The sequence below is a fragment of the Burkholderia sp. WTPI3 genome (assembly GCF_021483755.1).
Classification (GTDB): Bacteria; Pseudomonadota; Gammaproteobacteria; order Burkholderiales; family Burkholderiaceae; genus Burkholderia.
Window position 1 is genome coordinate 87917 of the sequence record NZ_JAGIXF010000009.1, and the last position, 16193, is coordinate 104109.

Below are 16193 nucleotides of genomic sequence, written 5' to 3' on the forward strand. Positions count from 1 at the left end.
TTCGTTCGGGGATGCGGGAGAGGGGGGGCTTTCGCCCTGGGGCAATCGAGGCGGGAGAGAGGGTGTTTCAGGCGTGCAGCGGCGTGTCACGCGCATCGCGGACAGGCTGCATGTCCGCGCGGGGTGATGTCTGCCAGTGCAGCGTTTCAGCGTGATCTCGTGGGTCGGCGATTTGCGGTTGCGCCTGATGTGGAGGTCGGCCTGTTAGGCTTCAGCGCGGATGTCGGGATGCGAGGATGGCGAGAGAGGGGATTCGGCGCGCCGTGCCCGTTGTCGGGGCGATGTGGGGCGCACCGTTGTATTGCTTCCGGGAGCGGAAATGAAAAAAGGCCGGCTAAAAGCCGACCTTTTTAAAAACAGATGGTGCCCAGGAGAGGACTCGAACCTCCACGATGTTGCCACCGCTAGGACCTGAACCTAGTGCGTCTACCAATTCCGCCACCTGGGCACGTTTCGCTTGCTGCGATGCGAAGACCGCTATTCTAGCGTGTTCGGGAGATCTGTCAACACAATTTGAGGTCGCGAACGCAAATAATTTCACGACGGGCTGGTTTGCTTGCTGCGCCCGAAGAGAGGGCGTCGAAGTGCAGGGGTATGGGCGATGCGACAGGATTTCGCGGATGTGAACCAGGACATGTGCGCAGGCATACGTAGCAATTCGGCGCCGGAAATGAAAAAAGGCCGGCTAAAAGCCGGCCTTTTTAGAAAACAGATGGTGCCCAGGAGAGGACTCGAACCTCCACGATGTTGCCACCGCTAGGACCTGAACCTAGTGCGTCTACCAATTCCGCCACCTGGGCACGTTTCGCTTGCTGCGATGCGAAGACCGCTATTTTAGCGTGTCTGACGAGACTGTCAACACAATTTCTTCGATGACGATAAAAATATCGCGCATTGCGTGTTCGGGACATCAGGCGCCGATCGGATCCGCGCGCTTCGACGTGAAATTCCAGCGCAGCGCTTCGCTCGTGTCGATGCGGGCGGGCAGGAGGCCGGCCGCGAGAAACGTATCGGCGATCTTCTGCTGCTCTCCGAAGTTCTGCGCGACCACGGTGCGTACGAGATAGCTGCGTCGCGCATTGGCGCGCGCGATCGTCGGTGCGTCGAGCCCCCAGATCGGCGCGAGCGTATTGGCCGCTTCCTGCGGGTGCGCGCGCAGCCATGCGCCGGCCTGCGACAACTGGTCGAACACGATCTGCATGACGTCGGGGCGGGCGGCTGCAAAGCCGCTCGATGCGAGGTAATAGCGCTGGTATGAAGGAGCCCGCTGCTGCCGTCGGCCAGAATCCGCACGTCCGGATTTGAGTCGACCGACGCGACATAGATCCCACGTGATCCACGCATCGACGCTGCCGCGCTCGAACGCCGCGCGGCCATCGGCCGGCGTCAGGTAGTGGATCGCCGTGTCGGCAGGGGCGAGCTGCGTGCGTGCGAGCGCGGCGAGCAGCAGGTAGTGGCTGCCGGCAGCCTTCGTGACGGCGATGCGCTTGCCCTTCAGATCGGCGAGCGTATGCAGTGTGCTGTCCTTCTTGACGATGATGGCCTGTGCCTTCGGCGACGGCGCCTCCTGAGCGACGTATACGAAGCGTGCATGCGCGGCCTGGGCGAATACGGGTACCGTGTCGGCCACGTCGGCGCTGAAATCGACGGCGCCGACGTTGAGCGCTTCGGTCAGCGGCAAGCCGCTCGCGAATTCATGCCACGACACGCGCAGCCCGAGCGGCGCCAGCGACTGTTCGAGCGTGTTGCGTGTCTTGAGCAACGTGATGAGCGTCGACGATTTCTGGTATCCGATGCGCAGCACGGAAGGCGTGCTCTCGGCGTGCGCCCGGATGCCGGCGGCGCTCAGGCCGGCGGCCAGCATAGCGCGCGTGAACGCACGGCGGTTCATCGGCGTCATGGGTTGTGCTCCTCGTTGGGTTCGTTGCGAACAAGGCGGCTAACGTACCAACGGGGGAGGGCGATCGATAAACGATTAATTCTGCTATCGATCGGAGTGGCCGGCATAAGGGCGAGCCGGTGCGCGATGTGCGACTTGAAATGGAAAAAGGCCGGCTAAAAGCCGGCCTTTAGAAAAACAGATGGTGCCCAGGAGAGGACTCGAACCTCCACGATGTTGCCACCGCTAGGACCTGAACCTAGTGCGTCTACCAATTCCGCCACCTGGGCACGTTTTGCAGTAGCTGCTTGCTGCAAAGAAGCGAAATTATAGCGCCCCAATTATTCGTGTCAACACTTTTTTGCGATGGGCCGCAAACGGGCCGCCGAGGCGCCTGCACGCGGCATTCGCGTCATTTGGCAACACAGGCGGGTGATAGAATGATCCGTCGCCGTCACTATAGAACTGTCTGACGGACACTTCTATGTTGATGCCGTGCACCATCAGTCAACGCAACGAGAACAATCATCGACAAACCCTTGAGCAAATATCCGTACCCCATTCCGAGCCGTGAAGAAATTCTCGGCGTGCTGCGTACGAGCGACGCGCCGCTGGCCGCCAACGATATCGCCGAAGCGCTGTCGATCAAGCGTCAGGAGCGCGAGGGGTTCTTCCGGCGTGTCGCCGCGATGGAACGCGACGGCCAGATTCGCCTCGACAAGCGCGGTCACTACCAGCTCACCCATCCGTCGAACTTCGTTGCCGGTCGCGTGCAGGGGCATCGCGACGGCTACGGGTTCGTGATCCGCGACGACGGTCAGGACGATCTGTTTTTGCCGAACGGTGAAATGCAGAAGGTCATGCATGGCGATCGCGTGCTTGCGCGGATCGTCGGCTACGATCGCCGCGGCCGTCCCGAAGGGCACGTCGTCGAAGTCACCGAGCGAGCGAACAAGCGCGTGATCGGTCGCCTGCTCAATGAAAACGGCGCGCTGATCGTCGCCCCCGAAGACAAGCGCATCGGCCACGACATCCTGATCACGCAGAACGTGAAGAAGGCGAAGGTCGGGCAGGTCGTCGTCGTCGAGTTGACCGATTTTCCGAGCCGTCATTCGCAACCGCTCGGCCGCGTCGTCGAGGTACTCGGCGACATCGACGATCCGGGCATGGAAATCGAGATCGCGGTGCGCAAGTACGGCGTGCCGCACGAATTCAATCAGCCGGCGCTCGACGAAGCCGCCGCGCTGCCGGACAAGGTACGCCCGGCCGATCTGCGCTTCCGCGTCGACCTGCGCGACGTGCCGCTCGTGACGATCGATGGCGAGGATGCTCGCGACTTCGATGACGCCGTCTACTGCGAGCCCGTCAAGGTCGGCCGTGGCGACGGTTTTCGCCTGATCGTCGCGATCGCCGACGTTTCGCACTACGTGCAACCGGGCAGCGGCCTCGACGCCGACGCGCTCGAACGCAGCACGTCGGTCTATTTCCCGCGCCGCGTGATCCCGATGCTGCCGGAGAAATTGTCGAACGGCCTCTGTTCGCTGAATCCTCAGGTCGACCGCTGCGTGCTCGCGTGCGACATGGTGATTACCGCGCGCGGCGAGATCAAGGCGTACCAGTTCTATCCGGCGGTGATCCACTCGGCCGCGCGTCTGACGTACACTGAAGTCGCGGCCGTGCTGTCGAACACGAAGGGGCCGGAGGCCGCGCGTCGCGCGGACCTGCTGCCGCACCTGCAGGACCTGTACGGCGTCTACAAGGCGCTGTTCGCCGCGCGGCAGAAACGCGGCGCGATCGACTTCGACACAACCGAGACGTACATCGTCTGCAACTCGCAGGGCAAGATCGAGCAGATCGTCCCGCGTCAACGCAACGATGCACACAAGCTGATCGAGGAATGCATGCTGGCCGCGAACGTCTGTGCGGCCGACTTTCTGAAGCGCAACAAGCATCCGGGGCTGTACCGCGTGCATGCGGGGCCGACGCCGGAGAAGCTCGAGAACCTGCGCGCGTTCCTGCGCGGCATGGGTCTGTCGCTCGGCGGCGGCGACAAGCCGCATGCGAGCGATTACGCGGCGCTGATGGCGCAGATCCGCGACCGGCCCGATGCGCAGATGCTGCAGCCGATGCTGCTGCGCTCGATGCAGCAGGCCGTCTACAGCCCGGACAACATCGGCCACTTCGGTCTCGCCTACGAGGCGTACGCCCACTTCACGAGCCCGATCCGCCGTTATCCCGACCTGCTCACGCATCGCGCGATCTACGCGATCCTGTCGGGCAGGAAATACACGCCGAAGGCGCCGGACGGCTTCGAGCTGAACACCGCGCTGTCGCCGCGCGCCCGCGCGATGCAGCAGGCCGACGACGAATCGCACGGCCGCTCGCGCTTGAACACGGCGATCTGGGAAGAGCTCGGCCTGCATTGCTCGGCGAACGAGCGACGTGCCGATGAAGCGTCGCGCGACGTCGAAGCGTGGCTCAAGTGCTACTTCATGCGCGACAAGCTCGGCGAGGAGTACGGCGGGATGGTGAACGGCGTCACGTCGTTCGGCATCTTCGTGCAGCTCGACACGCTCTTCATTGAAGGCCTCGTGCACGTCACGGAACTCGGCTCGGACTACTTCCAGTACGACGAGATCAAGAACGAGCTGCGCGGCGAGCGTACGGGCATCCGTTATCGCCTGTCGGATCGCGTGCGCGTGCAGGTGAGCCGCGTCGACCTCGACGCGCGCAAGATCGACTTCCGCCTCGTGCGCGACACGCCGGTGAAGGCACCGCGCCCGGCACCGGCACCGGCGCCGGCTGCTACCGGCAACGATCGTGGCGGTCCGCGCGTGCGCTCGTTGCCGCCGGCGGAGGATGCCGTGCCGCGCCGCAAGAAGGCGGCTAGCGCGCCGACCGTCGCGGTGAAGGAAGCGCGTGCTGCGCGTGCAGCGAAGAAGAAGGGCGGTACCGCGGCGAAGACGGCAGCGAAGAAGCCGCACCCGCGCAAGAAGTATTGAGCGTTAGGGGCCGCGCGAAGCGCGTGCCCTTGCAGTATCGAGAGACGCCGCGTTCTACCGGTCACCGGCCGGCAACGCGGCGCTTTCCTTTTCCATGGATCGCGGCTGCGCGCGTTGCGCGGCCGCACGTTTGATCGAAGGTTGTTCCAGTCATGTCACGTCTGAAGGTTCTTTACGGTTTTCATGCGGTGACCGCACGTTTGCGGCACGATGCATCGACGGTTGCGGAGGTGCTGTACGACCAGACGCGCCGCGACCGCCGCATGCAGGACTTCCTGCACACCGCGAAGGAAGCGGGCGTGCGGCTGATCGCGGCTGACGAAACGCGTCTGTGGGGGCTCGCGCATACCGAGCGCCATCAGGGCGTCGTCGCGCGCGTCGAGGACATTCCGCTCGCGCAGAACCTGTCCGAGCTGCTCGACGGCATCCAGGGCCCGGCGCTGCTGCTGGTGCTCGACGGCGTCACCGATCCGCACAACCTGGGCGCATGCCTGCGGGTGGCCGATTCGGCCGGCGCGCACGCGGTGATCGCGCCACGCGATCGCGCGGTCGGCCTGAACGCGACGGCTGCGAAGGTCGCGAGCGGCGCGGCCGACACGGTACCGTACATCACGGTGACGAACCTCGCTCGCGCGCTGCGCGAGTTGAAGGAAGCGGGCGTGTGGATCATCGGCACGTCGGACGAAGCGTCGGCGACGCTGTACGAAACGAAGCTCGACGGCCCGGTCGCGCTCGTGATGGGCGCAGAGGGCGAAGGCATGCGCCGGCTCACGCGCGACACTTGCGACGAAGTAATGAGCATCCCGATGGCCGGCAGCGTGGAAAGCCTGAACGTGTCGGTTGCCAGCGGCGTGTGCCTGTACGAAGCGGTGCGGCAGCGACGCGTGAAGGGATGATGCATGCGGCCCGGCGCGATGCGCGAGCCGCCATGACCCGAACGACGTGTGCCGCGATCGCGCGCGGCACACGTCTCTCTGGAACGCGCGAACCATGACCCTGTTCCGTCTCGGCGCATTGTGCGCCGTTCTCGGCCTGCTGTCCGCCTGCACGTCGCCGTCGCTGGTCGAGCGCGGCACCTACTACGCCGACACGAGCCTGCACGCGCGCGGCGCCGATTCGCGCATTCGGTTTCTCGTGATGCACTACACCGAAAGCGACGAAGCGAAATCGCTGCGCACGCTGACGGGCGATTCGGTCAGCGTGCATTACGTCATCCCGCCGCAGCCGCGCATCGAGCACGGGATGCCGGTCGTCTATCAGCTGGTTCCGGAAGCGAAGCGCGCGTGGCATGCCGGCGTAAGCGAGTGGCAGGGCACGACCGAACTGAACGCGGCGTCGATCGGCATCGAGAACGTGAACCGCGGCCCGCTCGATCCAGAGAATCGCACATGGCAGCCGTATCCGCCTGCCCAGGTCGATGCGCTGATCCGGCTGTCGAAGGACATCGTCACGCGCTACGCGATTCCGCCGACGCGCGTGGTCGGGCACAGCGACATCGCGCCGCAACGCAAGATCGATCCGGGCCCGCTGTTCCCGTGGCATGCGCTCGCGCAGGCCGGCGTCGGCGCGTGGCCGGACGACGCGACCGTCGCAGCACGGCTCGCGGGTCGGGATCCGCACGCGCTCGTCGACGTGCGCGAGTTGCAGCTCAAGCTCGCGCGCTACGGCTACGATGTGCCGACCGACGGCGTGCTCGATGCACGCACGCGGCGTGTATTCGCGGCATTCCAGATGCATTTCCGGCCGTCCGACTATACGGGCAATCCGGATGCCGAAACCGACGCAATCGCGCAGGCGTTGCTCGACAAGTATTTCCCCGGCGCGGCGCCGGCCGACGACGCATCCGCGACGGGTGCGCCCTGACGATCGGCGCGCAGGGCGCAGCCGCAGCCGCAGCCGCAGCCGCAGCCGCCGAAAAAGCGTGGCCCGTCAGCCGAGTCCGGTAAACTGGCGGTTTTCCGCAATCCCGCAGCATTTCCTTCCCATGACTCAAGACGAACTCAAACGCCTGGTCGGCCAGGCGGCCGCCGATTATGTGATCAACAACGTGCCGGAAGGCGCGGTGATCGGCGTCGGCACCGGCTCGACCGCCAACTGCTTCATCGACGCGCTCGCCGTCGTCAAGTCGCGCTATCGCGGCGCCGTATCGAGCTCCATCGCGACCACCGAGCGCCTGAAGTCGCACGGCATCAAGGTGTTCGACCTGAACGAGATCGAATCGCTGCAGGTGTACGTCGACGGCGCGGACGAGATCGACGCGAGCGGCGCGATGATCAAGGGCGGCGGCGGCGCGCTGACGCGCGAGAAGATCGTCGCGTCGGTGGCCGATACGTTCGTGTGCATCGCGGATGCCAGTAAGCGCGTGCCGGTGCTCGGCGGGTTCCCGTTGCCGATCGAGGTCGTGCCGATGGCGCGCACGGCGATCGGCCGGCGCGTGACTGCGCTCGGGGGCGTGCCGGTGCTGCGCGTGACGAAGGACGGTGCGCCGTACATTACCGACAACGGCAACGAAATCATCGACGTGAAGGGCCTGCAGATCGCCGACCCGCGTGGCTTCGAAGCGCAAGTGAACGCATGGCCCGGCGTGGTGACGGTCGGCCTGTTCGCCGAGCGCGGCGCGAATCTGTGCCTGCTCGGCACGGAAGCCGGTGTTGAAACGATCGTTTATTCGGTTAATTGAAAGAATTGAAATGAAATTGGCAGGTTGAAATGCACGTTATGGCGGGAGGTAATAACCCGTAACGGATTGCATGTTCAAATCGTGTCGAAATCGCGGCCCGGCAAGCGCAGAGCGCTTCCCGGGCTTTTTTTGTGGCCTTATAAATCACCCCTTCATAAAGAGGGATAACCCTGTCAGGTGTTTACCAGATAGCGAAATATCCCCGAACTCGCCAACTTATAGATCATAAGAACAGTTGTAACCAGGGCCGGCGGAACTGCGGAGCAGGTGTTCGCAAATCGACGCACGGGGAGGTGTCATGGAGCAGGGCAAAGACCGGTCACTGGTCGCCAAAGTGATGGATGGGCTTGTCGCGGGTATCGTCGAAGACAAGTACGGCGGCATTCTGCCGCCGCAGGACGTGCTGTCGAAAGAGTTCGATGTGAGCCGTACGGTAATGCGGGAAGCATTGTCGATGTTGCTTGCGCGCGACATGCTGGACGTGCGTCCGAAAGTCGGTACGCGCGTTCGACCGATGCGCGACTGGCGCATGATCGATGAGGATGTGGTGAGTTGGCGGTTTCGCGCGAAACCCGATCCCCAGTTCATGCGCGACGTCATCGAATTCCGGATGCTGATCGAACCGCGCGCTACCGCGCAGGCCGCGGTACGCGCGACGGCTGTCGACATCGCGGGCATTCGGGAAGCGTTCGAGGCATTCAAGGTGTTGCAGCCCGGCGATCCCGGCTACGACACCGCGGACGAACTGCTGCACACGCGGATCGTCCAGGCGAGCGGCAATCAGTTCTTCCAGCAGATGGCGGCGATCGTGCGCGGTGCAGTGCGTCTCGTGAATCCGCGCGTCGTGCAGAAGGACGGTGCGCACGACATCGCGGTGAAGGCGCATGCGCGCGTCGTCGACGCGATCGAGCGGCGCGATCCGCGCGAGGCCGAAGCGGCGTCGCTCGCATTGATCGATTTCAGCGCCGACGAGATCTCGCGCGATTTCTTCGTCGACGTGCCCGTGCGCGCTTGAATCGGCGCGCATCGTCGTCCGTGCTTCATCCGTGAGTCGTCGAGCCGTTTATCATGACGGCCGGCCGGCAACATGCCGGCCGCCGTTATACGACCGACACGGAAGATCCGGATGAACGACCTCGACAAGCGCCCGGTGCGCTTCGGCATCATCGGCGCAGGCAGCATCGCGCGCCGTTTCGCACAAAGCCTCGCTCACGTGCCGGGTGCCGTGCTCGCCGGCGTGTGGGCACGCCGGCCCGACGCGGCAATCGCCTTTTGCGACGGTAGCGGCGCAACGCCTGCCGCCAGCCTCGATGCACTCCTCGCGAGCGAAGTCGATGCAATCTACATCGCCACGCTCCACGACAGTCATGCGCAGTACGCGCTGGCCGCGCTCGCGGCCGGCAAGGCCGTGCTGTGCGAAAAGCCCGCGACGCTGAACGCCGCACAACTCGACACCGTGCTCGATGCGGCGCGCGCCGCCGGACAGCTCTTCATGGAGGCGATGAAGCCGCCGTTCTTTCCGCTGTACCGGCAGTTGCGTGCGCATCTGCAAGACGACCCGATCGGCGAGATCCGGCTTGTACGGGCGGGTTGCGCATCGTCGTCGGTGCCGGAAGATCATTCCGTCTATCGTCTCGATCGCGCCGGCGGCGCGCTGCTCGACATCGGGATCTACGAAGCGTTTCTCGCGGTCGACTGGCTTGGCGCTGCGCGCGACGTGCAGACGCTCGGCCGTATCGGCGCGACGGGCGTCGACATGTTCGCGAGCCTGAACAGCCATCACGCGAATGGCGGGATCGCCCAGCTCTTTTGCGGGCTCGACGTGATGGGGCGCGGCGACGCGCTGATCGCCGCAGCGGGCGGGCACGTGACGATTCACGAGAAGTGGTGGAACCCCGCGCGCGCGACGATCCGCTATGCCGATGGCCGCACCGTCGAGCTCGATGCGCCGGTCGACGGCGGCGGCCTCAACTACGAGACCGAACATTTCTGCGATTTGCTGCGCGCGGGCAAACTCGAGAGCCCGATCATGACGCACGACCATTCGCGACAGATGATCGCGATGACCGATGCGGCACGTGCGGCGCTCGGCGTGCGTTATTCGGGCGAGTAAGCGGGAAGAACGGCGGGCGGGAAGAACGGCGGGAAAAGCAGATGCCGGGGCGCGCAAGCGCCACCCGGCCGATGATGTGCGTTCAGTGCCGCGCGGGCAGCGACAGACGTTTTTCGTACCAGCGCTGGACCCATTCGAGGATCTGGCACAGCACCCAGTACACGGCTGCGGCGGCGAGGTACAGCGGCAGCGGCTGATAGGTTGCCGCGATCACTTCCTGCGCGCTGCGCAGCAGTTCGGTCACGGTGATCACCGACACGAGCGAGGTGTCCTTGATCAGGCTGATCAGGCTGTTCGACAGGCTCGGTACCGCGATGCGCAGCGCCTGCGGGCCGATCACGTAACGCAGCGTCTGGCTCCACGACAGCCCGAGGCTGTACGCGGCGAGCCATTGGCCGCGCGCGATCCCGTTGATCGCACCGCGCATGCTTTCCGACATGTAAGCAGCGACGTTCGCCGACAGGGCGATGACGCCGGCGGGCGTCGGGTCGAGCGAAATGCCGAGGCTCGGCAACCCGTAATAGATCACGAAGATCTGCACGAGCAGCGGCGTGCCGCGCATCAGGCTTACGTAGCCGCGCGCGAGCCACGCAAGCGCGTTCACCCAGATGCGCTCGAAGCCTTCGAGCGGTTCGCTTTGCCGGATGCCCATCATCGCGAGCACGACGGCGCCGAGCAGGCCGAACACCATCGACAGCACGGCGAACTTGACGGTCAGGACGGCACCTTGTGCGAGCACGGGCAGCGATTGGACGAGCAGGGACGTTGTCGACATGGAATACGAATCGAATGCGTGCGCGAAAGCGCAATCATAAACCGGACCGATAAAACAAAGGGCGGCATCGTTGCGGATGCCGCCCTTTCCGGCCCGCCGTCAGGCGGGAAACAGAGGCGTGCTTACTTGATCGGTTTCGTCACGTCGATGCCGAACCACTTGTCCGAGATCTTCGTGAACGTGCCGTCGGCTTCGAGCTGCGCCATCGCGTCGTCGATTGCCTTCTGGAACTTCGGGTTGCCCTTCTTGAACGGGATGCCCGACGGGTTCGCCGAACCGACGTTCGCGCCCGGGCGCAGCGGCAGTTGCGCGTTCTTCGTCAGATACGCGAGCATCAGGCGATCGTTCAGTGCCGCGTCGAGGCGGCCGGCCGAGAGGTCGCGCAGGTATTCGGGCGCGCCCGGATAAGTCTTCACGTCGATGCCGGGCACCGACTTCGCCATGTCCATGTAATTGGTGCCGAGCGCCACGCCCAGCTTCTTGCCCTTCAGGTCTTCCAGCGACTTGAACTGGCGCGGGTCGTCCTTGCGCTGGATCAGCTGCGCGGACGAATACGTGTATGCGGGCGAGAAGTCGAGCGTTTCCTTGCGCTGGTCGGTGATGCCGACCTGGTTGGCGATCACGTCGAACTTGCCGGCCTGCAGGCCCGCGATGATGCCGCTCCATTCGGTCGTGACGAATTCGGCCTTCACGCCGAGCTTCGCGGCCACCGCCTTCGCGATGTCGACGTCGAAGCCGACGAGTTCACCTTGCGGGTTCTTCGAGTTGAACGGCGGGAACGTGCCTTCGAGGCCGACACGCAGCGTGCCGCGTTGCTTCACCTGGTCGAGGAGGTCGGCCGCGTGCGCGGTGGCCGCGGCGAACGACGTGCCAATCAGGCCGGCAACCAGCAGCTTCTTCAGCAGCGAAATTTTCATCGTGTGAGCTTCCTTGCCCCAGCGGGGCTCATGATACTGACTGTGTGGCCGATGATAGCAAAAATGCAATCGACCACTAAATATCGTTTGTTTATGGCTATATTACGCGGCGCGTTCGCGCGCGATGGCCTTCACGCACTCGGCGACCAGCGCCGGGCCGCGATAGATGAAGCCTGTGTACAGCTGGACGAGCGATGCGCCGGCAGCGAGTTTCGCGCGCGCGTCGTCGCCGGAGAAAATGCCGCCGACGCCGATGATCGGCACTTCGCTGCCCACTTGCGCATGCAGCTTGCGGATCACTTCGTTCGACGCGTCGAACACCGGGCGGCCCGACAGGCCGCCGGCTTCGTCCGCGTGCGGCAGGCCCTGCACGGCTGCGCGCGACAGCGTGGTGTTGGTGGCGATGACCGCTTCGATCTTGTGGCGCAGCAGCGTGTCGCCGATTTCCTTGACCTGTTCGTCGTCGAGATCGGGGGCGATCTTCAGCGCGAGCGGCACGAGCTTGCCGTGCAGGTCGGCGAGGCGCTGCTGCTTGTCCTTCAGCGCGGCGAGCAGGGCGTCGAGTTCGCCCGCGCCCTGCAACTGGCGCAGGTTCTTCGTGTTCGGCGACGAGATGTTGATCGTCACGTAGCTCGCGAATGGGTAGACGCGTTCCAGGCAGTAGAGATAATCCTCCGCTGCGCGCTCGATCGGCGTGTCGGCGTTCTTGCCGATGTTCAGGCCGAGGATGCCGCGATAGCGGGCCGCCTGGACGTTCTTTACGAACTGGTCGACGCCGTGGTTGTTGAAGCCCATCCGGTTGATCAGCGCCTCGGCCTGCGGCAGGCGGAACATCCGCGGGCGCGGGTTGCCCGGCTGCGGGCGCGGCGTGACCGTGCCGACTTCGATGAAGCCGAAACCGAGCGACGCGAGGCCGTCGATGGCCGCGCCATCCTTGTCGAGGCCGGCGGCGAGGCCGACCGGGTTGCGGAACGTGAGCCCCATCACGGTGCGCGGCGCGTCGGGCACGCGGGCCGACAGCGCGCAGGCGAGGCCCGTGCGGCCGGCCGCGCCGAGCGCGCGCAGCGTGAGGTGGTGAGCGTCTTCCGCATCCATCTTGAACAGGGATGCGCGGGCCAGCGGATAGAGGGAACTGAACACGGGAATTGGGCGGACGGCCGGAATGAATGACAACCCGCTATTTTACCGGGAGTTGCGCGGCAAGGGCGGGGTTCGGTTCGCTGGCGCCTGTGGCGTGCTTCTCGCGCGGTGCGGCGGCCCTTGCATCGAGCCCAGACAGTGCCCGTTGCCGGAGCCGTGCCGTGTTGCCGGTGCGCGCGTCAGTTCGATCCGGAATGCCCGCCGGGAAGCGGCGCACGGGCGAGCGCGGCGTCTACCGGCGGCAGGTCGACGCGATCCGGATCGAGTATCTTCCAGCGGCCGTCGAGCAACCCTTCTAGTGGATGGAAGTTCGCCTTGTAGGCCATCTTCGGGCTTTCGCGAATCCAGTAGCCGAGATACACGTACGGCAGGCCGAGGCTCTTCGCCTGCTCGATCTGCCACAGGATGTTGTAGGTGCCGTAGCTTGCGTGCTGGTCGTCGGGCTCGAAGAACGTATAGACCGACGACAGCCCGTCGCCGAGGATGTCGATCATGCTGACCATGCGCAGCTTGCCGGGCTCGCCGCCCGGGGCGTCGAGGTCGCGGAATTCGACGAGGCGCGAATTGATCCGGCTCTGCAGCAGGAACTGCTCGTACTGGTCGCGGCTGTCGCGATCCATTCCGCCGCCTGCATGACGTGCGGACTGGTAGCGCATGTAGAGCGCGTAGTGTTCCTCGTCGTAGTGCAGCGGCGAGACCGTCGCGACGAGCGAGCGATGCCGCTTCCACATCCGGCGCTGCGTGCGCGACGGCGTGAACGCGCCGACGGGCACGCGTACGGGGACGCATGCACGGCAGCCGTCGCAGTACGGGCGATAGGTGAACACGCCCGAGCGACGGAAGCCGGCCTTCACGAGCTCGGTATAGATGTCGGAGTTGATCAGATGGCTCGGCGTCGCGACTTGCGAGCGCGCGATACGGCCGTCCAGATAGCTGCACGGATAGGGCGCCGTTGCATAGAATTGCAACGCCGAAAGCGGTGAAAGCGGCAGCTCAGTCGGGTGAGTCATGGGCAGCTCTCGATGCAGGGAAGGAGTGCCGCGCTAGCGCTCGATCCCGGAGGGCGCCGCCGGTTCGGCGGGGCCCGTCAGCGCGGCGAGCACGCGCTTGTCGAACTGCCACGGAATCGGCGGTTCGGTTACCGCGCGGCGCACGTGAGCGACAAAGGCTTTGCGTGCGATCTCGCGGCCACCGAGCGACGCTAGATGCGACGTATTCTGCTGGCAGTCTATCATCTCCAGCCCCTGGTCGCGAAGGTGGGCGACGAGCGCGGCCAGCGCGATCTTCGACGCGTCGGTGGCGTCCGCATACATCGACTCGCCGAAAAACATCCGTCCGAACGAAACGCCGTACAGGCCGCCGACACGGCGTCCATCGCGCCATGTCTCGATGCTGTGCGCGTTGCCGGAGCGATAGAGCGACGTATACGCGTCGATGATTTCGGCCGTGATCCACGTGCCGCGCTGTCCGCGCCTCGGCGCCTGCGCGCACGCGCGCATCACGCCCGGAAAATCGTAATCGACGCGCAATTCCCACGCCGGCTCCCGCAGCACGCGCCTGAGCGTCTTGCGCAGCGACGGCGCCACCTTGAATTCATCCGGCGCGAGGATCATTCGCGGGTCGGGGCTCCACCACAGCACGGGCTGGCCGTCCGAATACCACGGGAAGATGCCGCGCTGGTACGCGTCGATGAGGCGTGAAGGCAGCAGGTCGGCGCTCGCGGCGAGCAACCCCGGCGCGCCGGTTTCGGGGCCGAGCGCGCGTTCGATGGGCGGGAACGGGTCGTCCGGACCGAGCCAGGGGACCATGGGTCGCGGGCTCAGCCGTTGCGCAGCGAGCGGAAGATATCGCCGGTATGCACGCCGTAATCGCCGGCGGCGCGATCGGCGAAGAAGAAGCGCAGGGTCTGGCTGACGGTCGGGAACGCGATCTCGTCCCACGGAATGTCTGCTTCGTCGAACAGTTTGACTTCGAGGCTTTCCTCGCCGGCCTCGTAGGCCGGATCGACGAGCCGCGCCAGGTAGAACAGATGGACCTGGTGCACGTGCGGTACGTTGAGCAGCGTGAACAGGTTCTGCACCTCGACGCGCGCACCGGCTTCCTCGAGCGTTTCGCGCGCGGCGGCTTCGGCCGTCGTCTCGCCCATTTCCATGAAGCCTGCCGGCAGCGTCCAGAATCCGTAGCGCGGTTCGATCGCGCGGCGGCACAGCAGAACCTGATCGCCCCAGACCGGCACCGTGCCGACCACGTTACGCGGATTCTGGTAATGGATCGTGCCGCAGTGATCGCAAACGAAGCGCTCGCGGTTGTCGCCCGGAGGAATGCGCGCGATGACTTCGTGACCGCAGACGGAGCAGAATTTCATGTCGAGTGGAGGGGACGAGGTGATGCGAGTGTATCACCGGGGCGGGGCATTCTCGAACGGCCGCGCATGTGTGCCGCATGCTGTGCGAAGCGCAACGGGTAGTGCGCAGGATCGTGCGCGGAAAACAAAAAGCCCGGCGCTGAGCCGGGCTTTTTGCATCGAGTCGGGACGTTGGTTGCGGGGGTAGGATTTGAACCTACGACCTTCGGGTTATGAGCCCGACGAGCTGCCAGACTGCTCCACCCCGCGTCCGTCGAAGAATTGAATTATATGGACTAACCCTCATGCATGCAAGCACTTTCTGACAATCGCGTTGCGATCCCTTGGACATCGCTTGTGGGGCCGGTACGGCGGGCGCGTGCGCTAGAATCGAGCGGTTTGCTTGTGTCGTCATTCCTGTAGCGGTGCCGTGCGCGATTGCGTCGGTGCCGTCGCAACCCTCACTACTGCATCGACGGATTCATGGACATCGCTCACGATCTGCAATCGATCGGCGCGCAGGAACAGGCGCTCGTATTTCCCCATTTCGATCCGGCTCGCGCGTGGGCGCTCGGCAACCGCATGCATGCGCTCGCGACGTCGCGGGGCCACGCGGTCGCGCTCGACATCGTCACGTTCGGACAGCCGCTGTTCTATGCGGCGCTCGCGGGTGCGACGCCCGACAACGCCGACTGGGTGCGCCGCAAGCGCAACGTCGTCGCGCATTTCCGCCGCAGCTCGTATGCGATCGGCCTGCGCATGCAGCAGGCAGGCGCCACGCTCGCCGACAAACACGGGCTGCCGCTCTCCGAATACTCGGCGCACGGCGGCTCGTTTCCGCTGACCGTGGCGGGGGCGGGCGTGATCGGCTCGATCACCGCATCGGGGCTGCCGCAGCGCGCGGATCACGAGTTCGTCGTCGAAGCGCTCTGCGCCGAGCTCGGGCAGGACTACGCCGTGCTGGCGCTCGCAAGGAGCTGAACGATGCAACTGCCGGGTTACGCATGGCTCGCGATCGCGATCGTCGCGGAAGTAATCGGTACGTCCGCGCTGCGCGCGGCCGACGGCTTCACGCGCTTCTGGCCTTCGGCGCTCGTCGTGGCCGGTTACGGCGTCGCGTTCTACTGCCTGTCGCTCACGCTGCGCACGATGCCGGTCGGCATCATCTATGCAGTGTGGTCCGGCGCCGGCATCGTGCTGATCACGCTCGTCGCGATGCTCCTCTATCGTCAGGTGCCGGACGTGCCGGCGGTGATCGGCCTCGGGCTGATTGTCGCGGGCGTCGTGGTGCTGAACCTGTTCTCGAAGATGCAGGCGCACTGAGCGTGCGCCCGCGATACGCC

Annotated in this window: 15 protein-coding genes and 4 tRNA genes; 8 read left to right on the forward strand and 11 right to left on the reverse strand. The window is 65.1% G+C overall.

The features are described 5' to 3' along the window. Nucleotides 1-361: 361 nt before the first annotated feature. The 4 genes from J7024_RS07500 to J7024_RS07515 all read right to left on the reverse strand — a co-directional run bounded on the left by J7024_RS07500 (nucleotide 362) and on the right by J7024_RS07515 (nucleotide 2169). Nucleotides 362-448 (reverse strand) — tRNA-Leu (locus tag J7024_RS07500). A 265-nt stretch (nucleotides 449-713) separates the two neighbouring features. Next, nucleotides 714-800 (reverse strand) — tRNA-Leu (locus J7024_RS07505). A 110-nt stretch (nucleotides 801-910) separates the two neighbouring features. After that, a complete protein-coding gene (locus J7024_RS07510) occupies nucleotides 911-1900 on the reverse strand; it encodes an aliphatic sulfonate ABC transporter substrate-binding protein (protein ID WP_234744955.1) in 990 nt (329 codons plus the stop codon). Nucleotides 1901-2082: 182 nt separating this feature from the next. Beyond that, a tRNA-Leu gene (locus tag J7024_RS07515) sits at nucleotides 2083-2169 on the reverse strand. 249 nt (nucleotides 2170-2418) lie between these two features. Here J7024_RS07515 and rnr point away from each other — a divergent pair. The 6 genes from rnr (at nucleotide 2419) to J7024_RS07545 (ending at nucleotide 9674) form a co-directional block, all read left to right on the forward strand. Continuing rightward, nucleotides 2419-4881 carry a ribonuclease R gene (gene rnr / locus J7024_RS07520; RefSeq protein WP_124825808.1) on the forward strand — a complete coding sequence of 821 codons (2463 nt, stop codon included), beginning with the start codon at nucleotides 2419-2421 and terminating at the stop codon, nucleotides 4879-4881. Between the two features lie 152 nt (nucleotides 4882-5033). Beyond that, on the forward strand, nucleotides 5034-5777 hold the full coding sequence (rlmB, locus tag J7024_RS07525; protein WP_011351846.1) for a 23S rRNA (guanosine(2251)-2'-O)-methyltransferase RlmB: 744 nt from the start codon (nucleotides 5034-5036) through the stop codon (nucleotides 5775-5777). 94 nt (nucleotides 5778-5871) lie between these two features. Continuing rightward, entirely contained in the window at nucleotides 5872-6744 is an 873-nt protein-coding gene (locus J7024_RS07530; protein WP_175770114.1) for an N-acetylmuramoyl-L-alanine amidase, read from the forward strand. A gap of 121 nt (nucleotides 6745-6865) precedes the next feature. Further along, complete coding sequence (rpiA, locus tag J7024_RS07535) at nucleotides 6866-7561, forward strand: ribose-5-phosphate isomerase RpiA (protein WP_124825806.1); 696 nt, start codon at nucleotides 6866-6868, stop codon at nucleotides 7559-7561. A gap of 298 nt (nucleotides 7562-7859) precedes the next feature. Beyond that, complete coding sequence (locus J7024_RS07540) at nucleotides 7860-8576, forward strand: FadR/GntR family transcriptional regulator (protein WP_234744957.1); 717 nt, start codon at nucleotides 7860-7862, stop codon at nucleotides 8574-8576. A 111-nt stretch (nucleotides 8577-8687) separates the two neighbouring features. Then, nucleotides 8688-9674 carry a Gfo/Idh/MocA family protein gene (locus tag J7024_RS07545; protein ID WP_124825805.1) on the forward strand — a complete coding sequence of 329 codons (987 nt, stop codon included), beginning with the start codon at nucleotides 8688-8690 and terminating at the stop codon, nucleotides 9672-9674. Nucleotides 9675-9756: 82 nt separating this feature from the next. On the opposite strand, the gene J7024_RS07550 is transcribed toward J7024_RS07545, so the two are convergent. The 7 genes from J7024_RS07550 to J7024_RS07580 all read right to left on the reverse strand — a co-directional run bounded on the left by J7024_RS07550 (nucleotide 9757) and on the right by J7024_RS07580 (nucleotide 15120). Continuing rightward, the gene (locus J7024_RS07550; RefSeq protein ID WP_096508325.1) at nucleotides 9757-10449 is read right to left on the reverse strand and encodes an amino acid ABC transporter permease; all 693 of its coding nucleotides are present in this window, start codon (nucleotides 10447-10449) and stop codon (nucleotides 9757-9759) included. A 122-nt stretch (nucleotides 10450-10571) separates the two neighbouring features. Next, nucleotides 10572-11366: a cystine ABC transporter substrate-binding protein gene (locus J7024_RS07555; protein WP_124825804.1), complete on the reverse strand. Its 795-nt coding sequence runs from the start codon at nucleotides 11364-11366 to the stop codon at nucleotides 10572-10574. A gap of 102 nt (nucleotides 11367-11468) precedes the next feature. Beyond that, nucleotides 11469-12506 carry a quinone-dependent dihydroorotate dehydrogenase gene (locus tag J7024_RS07560; protein ID WP_098556950.1) on the reverse strand — a complete coding sequence of 346 codons (1038 nt, stop codon included), beginning with the start codon at nucleotides 12504-12506 and terminating at the stop codon, nucleotides 11469-11471. Between the two features lie 179 nt (nucleotides 12507-12685). Continuing rightward, a complete protein-coding gene (locus J7024_RS07565) occupies nucleotides 12686-13516 on the reverse strand; it encodes an arginyltransferase (RefSeq protein WP_124825803.1) in 831 nt (276 codons plus the stop codon). Between the two features lie 33 nt (nucleotides 13517-13549). Next, the gene (aat, locus tag J7024_RS07570; RefSeq protein WP_234744958.1) at nucleotides 13550-14314 is read right to left on the reverse strand and encodes a leucyl/phenylalanyl-tRNA--protein transferase; all 765 of its coding nucleotides are present in this window, start codon (nucleotides 14312-14314) and stop codon (nucleotides 13550-13552) included. Nucleotides 14315-14325: 11 nt separating this feature from the next. Next, the gene (locus tag J7024_RS07575) at nucleotides 14326-14871 is read right to left on the reverse strand and encodes an NUDIX hydrolase (RefSeq protein ID WP_098556944.1); all 546 of its coding nucleotides are present in this window, start codon (nucleotides 14869-14871) and stop codon (nucleotides 14326-14328) included. A 172-nt stretch (nucleotides 14872-15043) separates the two neighbouring features. After that, nucleotides 15044-15120, reverse strand: a tRNA-Met gene (locus J7024_RS07580). Nucleotides 15121-15333: 213 nt separating this feature from the next. Here J7024_RS07580 and J7024_RS07585 point away from each other — a divergent pair. Then, complete coding sequence (locus J7024_RS07585) at nucleotides 15334-15831, forward strand: heme-degrading domain-containing protein (RefSeq protein ID WP_124825801.1); 498 nt, start codon at nucleotides 15334-15336, stop codon at nucleotides 15829-15831. 9 nt (nucleotides 15832-15840) lie between these two features. Then, nucleotides 15841-16173, forward strand: coding sequence for a DMT family transporter (locus J7024_RS07590; protein ID WP_390678929.1), 333 nt, complete (start codon nucleotides 15841-15843; stop codon nucleotides 16171-16173). Nucleotides 16174-16193: the final 20 nt, after the last annotated feature.